Annotated in this window: 12 protein-coding genes; 7 read left to right on the top strand and 5 right to left on the bottom strand. The window is 72.0% G+C overall.

From position 1 onward, the window contains the following. The first annotated feature begins 137 nt into the window (after positions 1–137). Positions 138–2,552 (top strand): endopeptidase La, encoded by a 2,415-nt coding sequence (lon, locus tag ACGFW6_RS29425; RefSeq protein ID WP_393516279.1) that lies wholly within the window; start codon positions 138–140, stop codon positions 2,550–2,552. 60 nt (positions 2,553–2,612) lie between these two features. Here the strand turns inward: lon and ACGFW6_RS29420 are convergent, their stop codons facing one another. Next, entirely contained in the window at positions 2,613–3,452 is an 840-nt protein-coding gene (locus tag ACGFW6_RS29420) for a lysozyme (protein WP_393516276.1), read from the bottom strand. Between the two features lie 248 nt (positions 3,453–3,700). Between ACGFW6_RS29420 and ACGFW6_RS29415 the strand changes: the two genes are divergently transcribed. Next, positions 3,701–4,195 (top strand): MarR family winged helix-turn-helix transcriptional regulator, encoded by a 495-nt coding sequence (locus tag ACGFW6_RS29415; RefSeq protein WP_393516273.1) that lies wholly within the window; start codon positions 3,701–3,703, stop codon positions 4,193–4,195. Between the two features lie 25 nt (positions 4,196–4,220). Here the strand turns inward: ACGFW6_RS29415 and ACGFW6_RS29410 are convergent, their stop codons facing one another. After that, positions 4,221–5,009, bottom strand: coding sequence for a protein phosphatase 2C domain-containing protein (locus tag ACGFW6_RS29410; protein ID WP_393516270.1), 789 nt, complete (start codon positions 5,007–5,009; stop codon positions 4,221–4,223). A gap of 418 nt (positions 5,010–5,427) precedes the next feature. On the opposite strand from ACGFW6_RS29410, the gene ACGFW6_RS29405 reads away from it, so the two are divergent. The 5 genes from ACGFW6_RS29405 to ACGFW6_RS29385 are packed head-to-tail and all read left to right on the top strand — an operon-like array spanning position 5,428 to position 11,625. Then, positions 5,428–8,781, top strand: coding sequence for a nitrate- and nitrite sensing domain-containing protein (locus ACGFW6_RS29405; RefSeq protein ID WP_393516267.1), 3,354 nt, complete (start codon positions 5,428–5,430; stop codon positions 8,779–8,781). Then, positions 8,778–9,314 (top strand): roadblock/LC7 domain-containing protein, encoded by a 537-nt coding sequence (locus tag ACGFW6_RS29400; protein ID WP_393516264.1) that lies wholly within the window; start codon positions 8,778–8,780, stop codon positions 9,312–9,314. The genes ACGFW6_RS29405 and ACGFW6_RS29400 overlap by 4 nt, the downstream gene beginning before the upstream one ends. Further along, positions 9,311–9,730 carry a DUF742 domain-containing protein gene (locus ACGFW6_RS29395; protein ID WP_393516261.1) on the top strand — a complete coding sequence of 140 codons (420 nt, stop codon included), beginning with the start codon at positions 9,311–9,313 and terminating at the stop codon, positions 9,728–9,730. The genes ACGFW6_RS29400 and ACGFW6_RS29395 overlap by 4 nt, the downstream gene beginning before the upstream one ends. Beyond that, positions 9,711–10,322: an ATP/GTP-binding protein gene (locus ACGFW6_RS29390; RefSeq protein ID WP_393516258.1), complete on the top strand. Its 612-nt coding sequence runs from the start codon at positions 9,711–9,713 to the stop codon at positions 10,320–10,322. The genes ACGFW6_RS29395 and ACGFW6_RS29390 overlap by 20 nt, the downstream gene beginning before the upstream one ends. A gap of 49 nt (positions 10,323–10,371) precedes the next feature. After that, positions 10,372–11,625 (top strand): styrene monooxygenase/indole monooxygenase family protein, encoded by a 1,254-nt coding sequence (locus tag ACGFW6_RS29385; protein ID WP_393516255.1) that lies wholly within the window; start codon positions 10,372–10,374, stop codon positions 11,623–11,625. Here ACGFW6_RS29385 and ACGFW6_RS29380 read toward each other — a convergent pair. The 3 genes from ACGFW6_RS29380 to ACGFW6_RS29370 all read right to left on the bottom strand — a co-directional run bounded on the left by ACGFW6_RS29380 (position 11,543) and on the right by ACGFW6_RS29370 (position 13,797). After that, positions 11,543–12,724 carry an NlpC/P60 family protein gene (locus ACGFW6_RS29380; RefSeq protein WP_393516252.1) on the bottom strand — a complete coding sequence of 394 codons (1,182 nt, stop codon included), beginning with the start codon at positions 12,722–12,724 and terminating at the stop codon, positions 11,543–11,545. The two genes, ACGFW6_RS29385 and ACGFW6_RS29380, sit on opposite strands and share 83 nt — an antisense overlap. A 102-nt stretch (positions 12,725–12,826) precedes the next feature. Next, positions 12,827–13,129: a hypothetical protein gene (locus ACGFW6_RS29375; RefSeq protein ID WP_393516249.1), complete on the bottom strand. Its 303-nt coding sequence runs from the start codon at positions 13,127–13,129 to the stop codon at positions 12,827–12,829. A gap of 14 nt (positions 13,130–13,143) precedes the next feature. Further along, positions 13,144–13,797, bottom strand: coding sequence for a TetR/AcrR family transcriptional regulator (locus ACGFW6_RS29370; RefSeq protein ID WP_393516246.1), 654 nt, complete (start codon positions 13,795–13,797; stop codon positions 13,144–13,146). Positions 13,798–14,025: the final 228 nt, after the last annotated feature.

Raw genomic sequence — 14,025 nt, 5'->3', positions numbered from 1 at the left:
CGAGCGTTCACCTACGAAAGGCGAGGTCACGGCCTGTGCCGACGATGATCGCTCACAGCGAACGCGGGCCGGGGAACATTCGGGCCACCCCAAGCATTGAGTCGGCATAACTCAACTTGACTGCCGAAGGGGAGATCATGGCTTCGACGTCCACTTCGCTCACCCTGCCCGTGCTGCCGCTCGACGACGAGGTAGTGCTGCCCGGAATGGTGGTCCCTCTGGACTTGAACGACGCCGATGTACGCGCCGCGGTGGAGGCCGCCCAGGCCGCCGCCCGCTCCACACCCGGAAAGCCCCGGGTGCTGCTGGTGCCACGCATCGACGGCACGTACCCGGGCACCGGTGTGCTCGGCACCGTCGAACAGGTCGGCCGGCTGGCCGACGGCGACCCGGGCGCCCTGATCCGCGGTCGCGGCCGGGTGCGCATCGGCGCCGGGACGAACGGACCGGGTGCCGCGCTGTGGGTCGAGGGAACGCGCATCGACGAAAGCGTGCCCGAGCCGCTGCCCGGACAGGTCGGCGAACTGGTGAAGGAGTACAAGGCCCTCGCCACCGCCTGGCTGCGCAAGCGCGGCGCCTGGCAGGTCGTGGACCGTGTCCAGGCCATCGACGACGTCTCCCAGCTCGCGGACAACTCCGGCTACTCGCCGTTCCTGACCACCGAACAGAAGATCGAGCTGCTGGAGACCGCCGACCCGGTCGCCCGCCTCAAGCTCGCCACCCAGCAACTGCGCGACCACCTCGCCGAGCAGGATGTCGCCGAGACCATCGCCAAGGACGTCCAGGAAGGCGTCGACAAGCAGCAGCGCGAGTTCCTGCTGCGCCGCCAGCTCGAAGCGGTCCGCAAGGAACTGCGCGAGCTCAACGGCGAACAGGACGGCGAGGAGTCCGACGACTACCGCACCCGCGTGGAGGCCGCCGACCTGCCGGAGAACGTCCGCGACGCGGCTCTCAAGGAGGTCGACAAGCTGGAGCGGTCCAGCGACCAGTCCCCGGAGGGCTCCTGGATCCGCACCTGGCTGGACACCGTCCTCGAACTGCCGTGGAACGAACGGACCGAGGACGCCTACGACATCCAGGGCGCCAAGGGTGTGCTGGACGCCGAGCACGCCGGCCTGGAGGACGTGAAGGAGCGGATCACCGAGTACCTGGCGGTGCGCAAGCGCCGCAGCGACCGCGGCCTGGGCGTCGTCGGCGGCCGGCGCGGCGGTGCCGTGCTGGCGCTGGTCGGCCCGCCCGGCGTCGGCAAGACCTCGCTCGGCGAGTCCGTCGCGCACGCGATGGGCCGCAAGTTCGTCCGGGTCGCCCTCGGCGGTGTCCGGGACGAGGCGGAGATCCGCGGCCACCGCCGTACGTACGTCGGCGCGCTGCCCGGCCGGATCGTCCGTGCCATCAAGGAGGCCGGTTCGATGAACCCGGTCGTCCTGCTCGACGAGATCGACAAGGTGGGCTCGGACTTCCGCGGCGACCCCGCGGCGGCCCTCCTGGAGGTCCTGGACCCGGCCCAGAACCACACGTTCCGTGACCACTACCTGGAGGTCGAACTCGACCTGAGCGACGTGGTGTTCCTGGCCACGGCGAACGTCCTGGAGGCCATCCCCGAGGCGCTCCTCGACCGGATGGAACTGGTCCGTCTCGACGGCTACACCGAGGACGAGAAGATCGTCATCGCCCGTGACCACCTGCTCCCGCGCCAGCTGGAGCGGGCCGGCCTGAACAGGGACGAGGTCGCCATCGGCGACGACGCCCTGCGCAGGCTCGCCGGCGAGTACACGCGCGAGGCGGGCGTCCGTAACCTGGAGCGCTCCATCGCACGGCTGCTCCGCAAGGTGGCCGCCGAGCACGAATTGGGCGACCGGAAGCTGCCGTTCACGATCGGCGCGGAGGATCTGCGCGCGCTCATCGGCCGGCCGCACCACGTGCCCGAGTCCGCCCAGGACCCGGCGGAGCGCCGCACCGCGGTGCCCGGCGTGGCGACCGGACTCGCGGTCACGGGCGCGGGCGGTGACGTCCTGTTCGTGGAGGCGTCGCTGGCCGACCCGGAGACGGGCGCGGCGGGGCTGACCCTGACGGGCCAGCTGGGTGACGTGATGAAGGAGAGCGCACAGATCGCCCTGTCCTTCCTGCGCTCCCACGGCGCCGAACTGGAACTGCCGGTCGCCGACCTCAAGGACCGGGGCGTGCACATCCACTTCCCGGCGGGCGCGGTCCCGAAGGACGGCCCGAGCGCCGGCGTCACCATGACGACCGCGCTGGCGTCGCTGCTCTCGGGCCGGCTGGTCCGCACGGACGTGGCGATGACGGGCGAGGTCTCGCTGACCGGCCGGGTCCTCCCGATCGGCGGCGTGAAGCAGAAGCTCCTCGCGGCACACCGCGCCGGCGTCACCACGGTCGTCATCCCCAAGCGGAACGAGGCCGACCTGGACGACGTCCCCGCCGAGGTGCTGGACAAGCTCGACGTCCACGCGGTGACCGACGTCCGCCAGGTCCTGGAACTGGCCCTGGCACCGGCCACCGACGGTGCCGCCCCCGAGGTTCCGGTCGCGGCGTGACGGACGCGGCCGGACAGGCAAGGCCCGGGCCCCGTGAGGGAGGTCCGGGCCTTCGCCGCGCTATCCGTTGGCGAGCGCCACGACTCTGTCCAGCGCCCCGTTGAACCTGTTGTGGTCGCCCACGGTCGGGCCGGAGGACGTGTACTGCCACATCGTGTAGTAGCTCCAGCCCGCCGGCAGTTCCCCCACCTCGGCGGCGTACCGGGCGACCCACAGCGGGTTGGCCGTGGCGAAGCCGCTGTAGTTGCCGGTGCACTGCTTCCACCAGCTCGTCGCCGTGTAGATGACGGCGTCGCGGCCGGTGCGGGCCTTGTACTGGTTCAGGAAGTCGCGGATCCAGGTGACCATCCCGGACGTCGTCCTGCCGTAGCAGGCGGCGCCGTACGGGTTCCACTCGATGTCGAGGACGCCCGGCAGCGTCTTGCCGTCGCGGGACCAGCCGCCGCCGTGGTCGACGAAATAGTTCGCCTGAGTTGCGCCATTGGTGGTGTCCGGGGTCGCGAAGTGGTACGCGCCGCGGATCATGCCGACGTTGTAGGAGCCGTTGTACTGCTGGGCGAAATAGGGGTTGGTGTAGTAGGTCCCCTCGGTGCCTTTCACGTAGGCCCACTTCACGCCGCTGCTCCACAGGGTCGACCAGGCGACGTTGCCCTGATGGCTGGAGACGTCGACGCCTTCGGTCTGGGCGGCCAGGTCAGCGGCGGGGGAGTCCTCGACGCCGTCATGGGCCGCGACGCCCACGCCCATGTGGGCGGAGCCGCGGGACGGGGGGTCGTCGGCCGACGCGGAGGCGGGCCGGGTGGTCAGCACGAGGAGGGTCAGGGTCAGGACGGCTGCGAGCAGGACCCCGGCGACAGGGGTGCGCCGGGGGCGGAGCGGTTCGGGTCTGTGCACGGGCATAGCGTGCCTCCGCAGGCTCGGTGACGCTCGGTGGGGAAGTCGCGCGTGTCCGTGACCGGCAGCCGCGGGCAAGTGTGGCGTGGGCATGCCAGTCACGTTCTGATAGAGAAGCTAGGCAGCGAGAAGAGCAGGTGGAAGGGGGTCCGGCGGCTGCCGTTGGTCTACGCCTGCGAAATACTGACGGAGCTGCGGCAATGACGGCGGTTGGCGGAAACTTTCAGGACCGGGAAACCGAGGCAGGGGCTGACGTGCACGAAGACGGGAACGGCGACGGACCGCGAGGCGGATCCGGAGTGTCCGGTGGTGGTCTGGACCAGCCCGAATTCCTCGACCTGGAACGCGAGTTGACGGTTCTCTTCCGGCGCGCGCGGGCCAAGCAGGGCGAGATGGCCCGCGAGGTCCACCCCGACCTGGAGTCCGCCGCGTACGGGCTGTTGGTCCGTCTGGACGACGCCGGCCGCCAGCGGGCCACCGAACTCGCCGCCTACATCGGCGTCGGCAAGGCCACCATGTCCCGGCAGCTGCGCGCCCTGGAGGACCTGGGCCTGGTCGCCCGCGAGCCGGACCCGGCCGACGGGCGGGCCTGGTTGGTGCACCTCACCGAGGTGGGGCGGTCGCGGGTCGCCAAGGTGCGCGAAGCCCGGCGTGCCCGCTACGTCGAGCAGCTCTCGCACTGGGACCGCCGGGAAGTGGCGGAGCTGGCCCGCCTGCTGAACCAGCTCAACCTGGGGATGGAGAAGTAGGGGACCGGGGACGGGGGCGGGCGGCTCACAACTCCACGTACACGACCGTCGCGTCGTCGTGCGTCTTGCTCCGCCGCAGATACGTCCGCTCCTCCGCGTCGGCCAGCTCCAGCGCCCGCACCCGCTCCACCAGTGCCCGCGCCCCCTCCTTCCGGATGAACCGGAACAGGTCCTCCCAGTCGCCCTCCCGGAACTTCTCCACCCATCTCGACGCACCGTCCGTCAGCGCGGCCAGCGCCCGGACGCCGTCCCGCGGCAGGACCCCGGTCACCGCCCGAGCCGCGACCGACGGATCCGCCGCGGCCGTGAAGAAGCCGCCCTCCTTGTTGCGGATGTGAGCGTCGATCAGGGCGTCCGTGGCCAGGGACGCGCGCGGGAGGCGGGCCAGCCGGTCGTCCAGGTACGGCGTGACCGCGCCGTCCGGCGACTCCGTCAGCAGGGCCGAGTCCGACAGGACCAGGTACTCCACCGTCTCCGCCGACCAGCGCGCCAGAACCACGGTTGCCTGTGGGGTTCGTGGGTGAGAAAGGTCACAGGTTTGTGCATGTGCCTCAGCGGTACGCGCGATGGCACGGGCGAGCACGTCCGCCAGGGGAACATCGGTGAGTGAAACGGTCAGTTCGGTCAGGGCTCCGCCGAGCCGCGCGGTGAACCAGGAGACGGAATGCAGACAGCCCGTCTCGCCCCGCGGCGGAGTCACGCCGTCCAGGACGACCAGTGCGCCGCCCTGTCCCGAGGCGGGAAGGCCGACACTTGCGAAGTCCTCGTTGGGGCGGGCCGGAACACCGGGCTCCGAAACAAGCTCTGTTCGCATCCGGCCAGTCTGCACGAGCCCTTCACAAGGTCAGCGAAGGGGTCGCATCAGTTGCCGGACGGGCGCGCACGCGCAGGTCAGACGCCTGATTTGGGGTGGAATGCAGTGCTCCGGCGAGACGTGGCGGCGAATACTGCCATCGCCCGCCGCAGACGTCCAACCGGCCTGCCGTGCAGGGCATGTGAGTGAGCCGGAGGAACTTGCCCGCCAACTCCCCTCCGGGGTTCACTCCTTCGAGTGGCGGGGCAGGTGATGCGCGGCCGTCGCCCACCGGCACTGGGAGGGTCGGGGACCGGTGAGGGCATCCCCTGCTCGAGCTAGGTCGAGAGCTTGGGGGAGGGGTGTACGGACCGTCGACGGCAGTTGACGGAGCGTCATCCGGACCTATGGGTATCACGAGTCAGGAATGCGAGCACCGGTGCAGAAGATGCGGCCACGTCGCTCAGGCAAGCAGACGGCCTCCGCGGGGGGCGCGCAGCCCGCTCCCGGCACCACCGCCGACATCGCGCCCGCAGGCAAGGGGCGCCCGACCCACGTACGGAACCGGCTGATCGTCGCCGTGGCGGTCGTCGCCGCGGCCATCGCCGGCGCCGGCGTCCCCTCGATCGTCGCCGCCTCGGGACAACTGCACGACTCCCAGGCACTGGTGACCCTCGCCGAGCAGACCGAGGACGCGCTCACCCTCGCGCACTCCCTCGCCGACGAGCGGGACGAGGTCACCTCCTACATCGCGGCCGGGCGACCCAAGTCCAAGGCGCCCAGCGAGCAGCGCAGCGCCCGCGTCGACCGGCAGGTCGAGGAGCTGCGCGCCGACACCGACGCGCCCGCCTCGCTGCGGGAGGACCTCGACGGCATCGCCGCCCTGCGGCGCTCCTCGCTCACCGGCAAGAGCACCGCCCTGGAGTCGCACGAGGCCTACTCGGCCGCCATCACCGAACTCCACCGGCTCGCGGAGCGGCTGGCCGAGCAGATGCCGCCGCGCGCGGGCGCGGGCGCCTACGCCCTGGCCGAGCTGGACTCCGCCGTGCAGCAGGCCGCCGCCGCCCGCGGACTGCTGCTCGCCGCGCTCAGCGTGCCGACCACCACCGAGACCGTCATCGACCCGGTCACCGGCCTCGCGAGCACGCAGGAGACCTCCTCCGGTGCCGACGCCAAGCAGCGCGCCGCGCTGAGCGCAGCCGCCCAGCAGGCCCGGCTGCGCTCCGGCGCAGCCCTCGACGACTTCCGCGACACCGCTCAGAAGAGTGCGCGCACCTCGTACGACTCCACGGTCACCGGCCCCGAGGTCGACACGGCCGAGCGGTATCTCGCCGCCCTCACCGACCAGGCCACGCTCTCCGACCGGGACCTCGCCACCGACACCGAGCGTGCCGGGGCCGCCCTCTCCGCCCGCGTCGATTCGATGCGCGGCGCCGAGTCCGCGCTCTACGACCGCCGCACCAAGGCCCTGGAGCAGCTCCGCGACGACGACGTCACCGCGCTGGAGATCCGCATCGCGATCCTCGGCGCGCTGATGCTGCTCGCCGTCGGCGTCGCCACCGGCATGGCCCGCAGCCTCACCCGGCCGCTCGCCGTCCTGCGGCTCGGCTCCGCCCGGCTCGCGAAGGCCGAGGACCCGGCGGCGGAGGAGCCCGTCAAGTTCACGGGCCGCAAGGACGAGTTCGCGCAGGTCGTCGACTCCGTCAACGCCCTGCACGCGCACGCCGTAGCCCTGCACGAGCGGATCGGCACCCTGGAGTCCGACCGCAAGCACCTGGTCGGGCAGCGGCAGAAGATGGCCGACGCCCGCGAAGGGCTGCGCGCCGAACTCAGCGAGTCCACCGCGCAGCTGGAGCGCCTGCGGGACAGCATCGGCGGCTCGTTCGTCAACCTCGCCCTGCGCACCCTCGGCCTGGTCGAGCGCCAGCTCGCCGTCATCGAGGGGCTGGAGGAGCGCGAGCAGGACCCCGAGCGGCTCGCCACCCTCTTCAAGCTCGACCACTTCGCCACGGTCATGCGCCGGCACAGCGAGAACCTCCTCGTGCTGGCCGGCACCGAGCACGTCCAGCAGCACGCGGGACCGGTCCCGCTGGTCGACGTCGTCCGCGCGGCGGTCAGCGAGATCGAGCGGTACGAGCGGGTCCGTATCGCCGCGCTCCCGCCGCACGCGCATGTCGCCGGGTTCGCCGCGGACGACCTCTCGCACCTGCTGGCCGAACTCATGGAGAACGCCACCTCGTTCTCCCCGCCCGACCTTCCCGTCGAGGTCTCCGGCTGGCTGCTGGAGAACGGCGAGGTCATGCTCTCCGTGCAGGACGAGGGCATCGGCATGACCGCCGAGCGCCTGACCCGCCTCAACGCCCGCCTCGCCGACTTCGACCCCGAGGTCTCCTACGACCAGGAGGGCGACGAGGGGCTCGGCCTCGGCCTGTACGTGGTCGCGCGCCTGGCCCACCGGCACGGCGTCCGCGTGCAGCTCCGCGAGCAGAAGCAGGGCGGGATCGCGGCGGTCGCCGTCCTCCCCAAGAACCTGCTGGCCCCCGCCCCCGCCGCAGCGGTCCCCTCGGACACCCCGCACCACACCGCCGGCCCCGCCTTCTCCCTCCCCGGCGCCGACGCGGAGGCCAACTCCAACGTCCTGCGCACCCGCACGAAGGACACCGACCCCCTGGTGGCCCTGGCGGAACGGGCGGTCCGCGAGACGGAGAACCCCGAGGAGCCGACTCAGCAGCCGACCACCGACGCGGACGACCCCGAACGGGACGTGGCCGGCACCGCCGGGGACCCGCGAGGGACGACTACGAACGCGGCCGGGTCCGTGCGGGACTTCGCGGGTGCCGATGAGGGAATGCGTGGGACGACCACGAACGCGGCCGGGTCCGTGCGGGACTTCGCGGGCGCCGACGAGGATCTGCGCGGTGCGGGGGCGAGCGCGGACGAGGCCGTACGGGGGTTCGGGAGCGCGGACGGGTCCGTGCGGGACTTGACCGGCACCGCCGGGGACCCGCGAGGGACGACCTCGAACGCGGCCGGGTCCGTGCGGGACTTCGCGGGTGCCGATGAGGGCCTGCGCGGTGCGGGCGCGAGCGCGGACGGTGACGTGCGGGGGTTCGGGAGCGCGGACGGGTCCGTAGGGGACTTCGCCGGCGCCGACGAGGCCGTTGCGGAGTCGGGGCGTGCCGAGCCGGCCATCGAGGTCGAGCAGGAGCGCGAGCACCCTGCCGAGACCACGATGGAACTGCTGATCCCGGTGCAGCCCGAGGGCGACATCCCGGCGCGTTCCGCGGGGGACGTCCCGGCGGCGCACGCCACGGGCGATGTCCGGGCGGAGCGTGCCCCGGCCGATGTCCGGGCGGCGCGTTCCACGGCCGACGTCCCGGTGCGGGCGGTCGGTGGGTCCGCGGCCGCCGATGGTGAGGACGCCCCACAGGGGCCACCCGCACCCGACGACGAGAGTCGCACGGGTGGTGCGGGTGGGAACCGATACGCCGAAGGCGGGGCCGAGGCCGAACACACCCGCACCGCCGACGAGGAGCAGCTCACCGACAAGGGCCTCCCCAAGCGCACCCCGAAGATCACCACCCCCACCCAGGCTCCGCGCCAGCGAACCGGCGGTGTCGACGCCGAAGCCCTCCGCAGGAGGCTCGGCGGCTTCCGCCAGGGCGCCCAGGCCGGCTACCGCGACGTAGCGGCCGAGATCGCCGAGCAGACGGCCCAGAACAAGGCGCCGGACGCCGCACCAGCCGTATCCGAGGAAGCCACGGGGGGCACTGTCGAGGAGGCAAGCAGTTGACCGCGCCCAGTACCTTCGGACTGAGCAGTGAAGCCCGCAACCTGCACTGGCTGCTGACGAACCTGGTCGAGGAGGTGCCGGGCATCCAGTCAGTGGCGGTGGTCTCCTCCGACGGCCTGCTCCTGCTCTCCTCCGACCCCGACCTCCCCCACGCTCGAACGACCTCGAGCGCGGGGACCCCCGTCGACGGTTCCCGGTCCGGCACCTCCCGCCCCAAGGGCCCCCGAGGATCGTCGGCCGACCTCGCCACCATCGTCTCCGGCATCGGCAGCCTCACCATCGGCGCGGCCAAGCTGATCCAGTTCGGCGGGGTGAAGCACACGATGGTCGCCATGGACGAGGGCAGCCTGTTCGTGATGTCCATCAGCGACGGCTCGCTGCTCGGCGTGCACGGCTCCGCGGACTGCGACATGAGCGTGGTGGCGTACCACATGGCGCTCTTCGTCGGCCGTGCGGGCCATGTCCTCACCCCCGAACTCCGCAGCGAGCTACGGAAGTCGCTCGAGGACGCCGCCGCAGGGAGTACCCGATGAGCAACGCCCCGAAGAACAGGCCCCAGCTCCCCGTCCGCGGCGGCGAACGCAAACCGGCCCGCGTACGCCCCTACTCGCTCACCGGCGGGCGGACCCGGTTCGGCCACGTCCTCCTCGTGGAGACGTTCGTGGCCGCGCTCGAAGCCCCCGAGGAGCGCAAGGAACTGACGAATGGTTCCCTCAGCACCAGGGTGATGCCGGAGCTGCGGGCCATCGTCGAACTGTGCCGCCGTATGCGCACGGTGGCCGAGATCGCCGCGCTGCTGAAGATGCCGCTCGGCGTGGTCCGCGTACTCCTCAGCGACCTCGCGGACCAGGGAAAGATCCGGGTGTACGGCACGGGAACCGGCCACGGCACGGGCCGGCCGGACCGCGCTCTGCTGGAAAGGGTGCTGAGTGGACTCCGTCGTCTTTGAAGACACCGATGAGGACCTGAAGTCCTGGCAGACGGACCGCACCCGGGCCCCCATCGCCACGAAGATAGTCGTGGCCGGTGGCTTCGGTGTCGGCAAGACCACGCTGGTCACCGCCGTCTCGGAGATCACGCCGCTGCAGACCGAGGCGCTGATGACCGAGGCGAGCGAGGAGACCGACGACCTCACCGCCACGCCCGGCAAGCTCACCACCACCGTGGCCATGGACTTCGGCCGCATCACGCTCGACGACGACCTGGTGCTCTACCTGTTCGGCACGCCGGGCCAGCAGCGGTTCTGGTTCATGTGGGACGACCTGGTGCGCGGCGCGATCGGTGCCGTCGTCCTGGCCGACACCCGCCGGCTGAAGGACTGCTTCCCGGCGCTGGACTACTTCGAGAGCTGCGGGCTGCCGTACGTCGTCGCGGTCAACCACTTCGACGGCAGCGAGCTGTTCGAACCGGCGGACGTGCGGGAGGCGTTGACGATCCCCGCGCACATACCTGTAATGATCATGGATGCGCGGCGCCGGATCTCGGGGATCGAGACCCTGCTGGCCCTCGTCGGCCATGCCCTGGACGTGACCCCCGAGTAGCCCCGTCCTCCCCGAGCCGTCCCCGATCCCTGTAGGAGACACCACCCGCATGCGGAAGATACTCGTCGTCGGAGCCGGTCAGTCCGGACTCCAGATCGCCCTCGGACTCCAGTCGCACGGGTACGAGGTCACCCTGATGTCCAACCGGACGGCGGACGAGATCCGCTCCGGGCGGGTCATGTCCACGCAGTGCATGTTCCACACCGCGCTCCAGCACGAGCGCGACCTCCAGCTGAACTTCTGGGAGTCCCAGGCCCCGAAGATCGAAGGACTCGGCGTCTCCGTGGCGGCCCCCGGCTCCTGGAGCGAGGGCCCCGCGGCCCGCGCGATCGACTGGCTCGGGCGCTTCGACGCGTTCGCGCAGTCCGTCGACCAGCGCGTGAAGATGGCCGGCTGGATGGAGACGTTCGCCCAGCGCGGCGGCCAACTGGTCATCCACGGCGCGGCGGTCGGCGACCTCGACTACTTCTCCCGCACCTACGACCTGGTGCTGGTGTCGGCGGGCAAGGGCGAACTCGTCCAGATGTTCGGGCGGGACGCGGAGCGCTCCCCGTACAGCGAACCGCAGCGCGCACTGGCCGTGTCGTACGTCCACGGCCTCGGCCCGCGCCCGGAGCACCCGGACACCGAGGGCGTGCGCTGCAACCTCGTCCCCGGTGTCGGTGAACTGTTCGTCATGCCGACCCTGACCACCTCCGGACGCGCGGACATCCTGTTCTGGGAGGGCATACCCGGCGGCCCGCTCGACGTCTTCACCGGCGTGAAGGACCCGGCGGAGCACCTCTCCCTGACCCTGGAACTCATGGAGCGGTACGTGCCGTGGGAGTACGCCCGCGCCACCAAGGTCGAACTCACCGACGCGGGCGGCGTGCTCAGCGGCCGCTACGCGCCGACGGTGCGCAACCCGATCGGGCGGCTCCCCGGCGGCGGGCTGGTGCTGGGCGTCGCGGACGTCGTCGTGGCCAACGACCCCATCACCGGCCAGGGCTCCAACTCGGCGTCCAAGTGCGCCGCCGCCTACCTCTCCTCGATCCTGGAGCACGGCGACAAGGAGTTCGACGAGACCTGGATGACCGCCACGTTCGACCGGTACTGGGACACCGCGCAGCACGTCACCAAGTGGACCAACGCCATGCTGGCGCCGCCGCCGGAGCACATCCTCAACCTCATCGGCGCCGCCGGCCAGCTCCAGCCGGTCGCCGACCGCTTCGCCAACGGGTTCAACGACCCGGCTGACTTCGAGAACTTCTTCTACGATCCGGAGAAGACGGCGGCGTATCTCGGTGAGGTCGCTGGGGCGTGACCTTCGGGCGTACCGCGCCCAGGACCGGGTACGAGGCGATCGGGGAGATCTTGACCTTCTCCCCGGTGCGCGGTGCCTGGACCACCTTGCCCTTGCCCAGGTACAGGGCCACGTGGGTGGCGTCCGGGAAGTAGATGACGAGGTCACCCGGGCGCAGCTCGGTCAGGGGGACGCGGTCGAGCCGTGCCCACTGCTCCTGGCTGGTGCGCGGGATGCGCGTGCCGGCGTCGGCCCACGCCTTCGACGTCAGGCCCGAGCAGTCGTAGGACTTCGGGCCCTCGGCGCCCCACTTGTACGGCTTGCCGAGCTGCCGCTTGGCGTAGCGGATCGCCCGGGCGCCCTGGGAGGACGGCTTGTCGTCGTCGTGGGCGAGGGCGCCCGAGGCGAGGAACGCGCGCTGCGCCTCGGCGGTGTCCTCCTTCTCCAGCTGGGCCAGCGCGGCGAGCTGTTCGGGCGAGAGGGACGACAGGAGTTCCTCCACCTTGCGCAGCCGCTTCAGGACGGCGTCCCGGTCCTTCTTCTGGCGTTCGGCGAGCACGAGTCGGCCGTCGAGGGCCGCGCGCGCCCTGCGGGCCAGGTCGGCGGCCTCGCGTGCGGAGCCGGTCAGACGGCCCACCGTCTCGGCCCGCTCGCGGGCCAGCCGGCCGATGACATGGCCCTGGTCGAGGGCGTGCTGCGGGTCGCGGGCCAGCAGCAGCCGGACGTAGGGGCCGATCTCGGTGGTGTTCTGGTACTGCTGGCGGGCCAGCCGGCCGGCCGCGCCCCTGCTGTCGTGCAGGGACAGCCGGGCGCGGGCCAGGGCGGTGTCCAGGCGGGCCACCTCGGTGCGCTGTCTGCGCAGCTTCTCCGCGGTGGCGTTGTAGGTCTCCGTGGCCTGCTCGGTCTCCCGGTACAGCCGCTGAAGGTCCGTCAGGAGTTCTGCGGTGGACCGCTCCTGGGGGTCGAGGGGGGCGGGGGCTTTGGGAGGGCCGGGTGCCGTGGGGGTCGTGGGGGCCGACGGGGCGTGGGGGGCCGCCAGGGTGGGCGTCGGGGCGAGGAGCGTGACGGCCGTCGCGGCTGCCGCCGCCGTACACGCCAGACGCAGAAGCCTTCCTGACACGTCATCACCTCCGATGCGGACAGGCTCTCTGTTCCGCATCGTGAGCATCGGACGCGGGCGCCGGGTTCGCGCGGCGGGTGTGCGCGGTTCGGCGCAGCGAGGTCACTCGTCCGGGTCGTGTGGCTTGCCGGGCGGCGTGGTGTCTGGCTTGGACCACGGCCACTTCAGACGGCCGCTCTGCTTTCCCTCGGGGTCGTACGCGTACTTCCAGCGGCGGCTCAGGCCGGGGCGGGCGCCCTCGGTGCGCGGGACGCGGCGGTACACGAGAACCGTGGGCGGGCCGCCGTGCGGGTCGGGGACGGGGATGCGGTACGTCTTGGGCGGGTGGCTCGTGATGCCCAGCAGGACGGGGAGCACGCGACCGTCCATGGGGCCGCCCTCGAAGGGGGTGTCTTCGGTCTTCACTGGAACAGTGTCGGCTATCGGTCGTCCGCGAGCTTCTGCGCCAGGGCCGCCGTCTGGGGATCACGGGCGGCGGTGACGGCGAGCGCCGCCGCGAACTGGTCGACCAGCCAGTCGCGCAGGTCCGGCATCGGGGGCTGCTTGCCCTCGTCGAGCCAGATCAGGGAGGCCGCCTCGACCGTGGTGATCCAGACCCGGACGGTCATGCGCAGGTGCAGGCCGGGGTCGGCGACGTCCAGGTGGCTGAGGATGTGCTCGGCGGCGGCGCGGCGTACGCCGTCGACGATGGCGGTGGTGCGGGAGGTCTCCACGACGCTGCCGCCCTGGAGCAGGGCGCTGAATCCGGTGTCGTGCTGGTCGACGAAGGTGAGATAGCGGTCCAGGGCGCGGGCGAGGCGGGGGAGGAGGGGGCCGTCGCGGGGTTCGTCGAAGCAGTGCTGGAGTTCTTCGGCGGCCGAGCGCAGGGCGGCCTCGTAGAGCTGTTGCTTGCCGCCGGGGAAGTAGCGGTAGACGAGGGGGCGGGAGACGCCGGCGGCTTCCGCCACGTCGTCCAGGGAGACGTCCTCGGGGGTGCGGTGGGCGAAGAGGCCGAGGGCGGCGTCGAGGAGCTGGCTGCGGCGCTCCTCGACGCTGAGGCGACGGTAGGCGGGGGTGGGGGCCGAGGGCGTCATGACCAGCAGCGTAGCTCCCGGGGGGTGGGCCGGGGGTGCCTGCGGCGGCCTGTGGCGGAGAGTGGGGGGTGCGGGTGGCGCGTGGCGGTGTGTCGGGGGTCGGGGCCGTGCCGGGGGTGCGTCGGGGGTCGGGCCGTGCCGGGGGTGCCTGCGGCGGCCTGTGGCGGAGAGTGGGGGGTGCGGGTGGCGCGCGTCGGGGGTCGGGGCCGCGCCGGGGGGGGGGGGGGG

Origin of the sequence: Streptomyces sp. Y7 (assembly GCF_043195415.1) — a bacterium.
Taxonomy (GTDB): Bacteria; Actinomycetota; Actinomycetes; order Streptomycetales; family Streptomycetaceae; genus Streptomyces.
Note: the sequence above shows the minus strand (reverse complement) of the source record. Positions and strands in the feature narration are given on the sequence as shown.

Excerpts from the sequence above, each read along its gene's own strand:
- lon (WP_393516279.1), top strand. The coding sequence starts at position 138 with ATGGCTTCGACGTCCACTTCGCTCACCCTGCCCGTGCTGCCGCTCGAC.
- ACGFW6_RS29420 (WP_393516276.1), bottom strand. The coding sequence starts at position 3,452 with ATGCCCGTGCACAGACCCGAACCGCTCCGCCCCCGGCGCACCCCTGTC.
- ACGFW6_RS29410 (WP_393516270.1), bottom strand. The coding sequence starts at position 5,009 with ATGCGAACAGAGCTTGTTTCGGAGCCCGGTGTTCCGGCCCGCCCCAAC.
- ACGFW6_RS29395 (WP_393516261.1), top strand. The coding sequence starts at position 9,311 with ATGAGCAACGCCCCGAAGAACAGGCCCCAGCTCCCCGTCCGCGGCGGC.
- ACGFW6_RS29385 (WP_393516255.1), top strand. The coding sequence starts at position 10,372 with ATGCGGAAGATACTCGTCGTCGGAGCCGGTCAGTCCGGACTCCAGATC.
- ACGFW6_RS29370 (WP_393516246.1), bottom strand. The coding sequence starts at position 13,797 with ATGACGCCCTCGGCCCCCACCCCCGCCTACCGTCGCCTCAGCGTCGAG.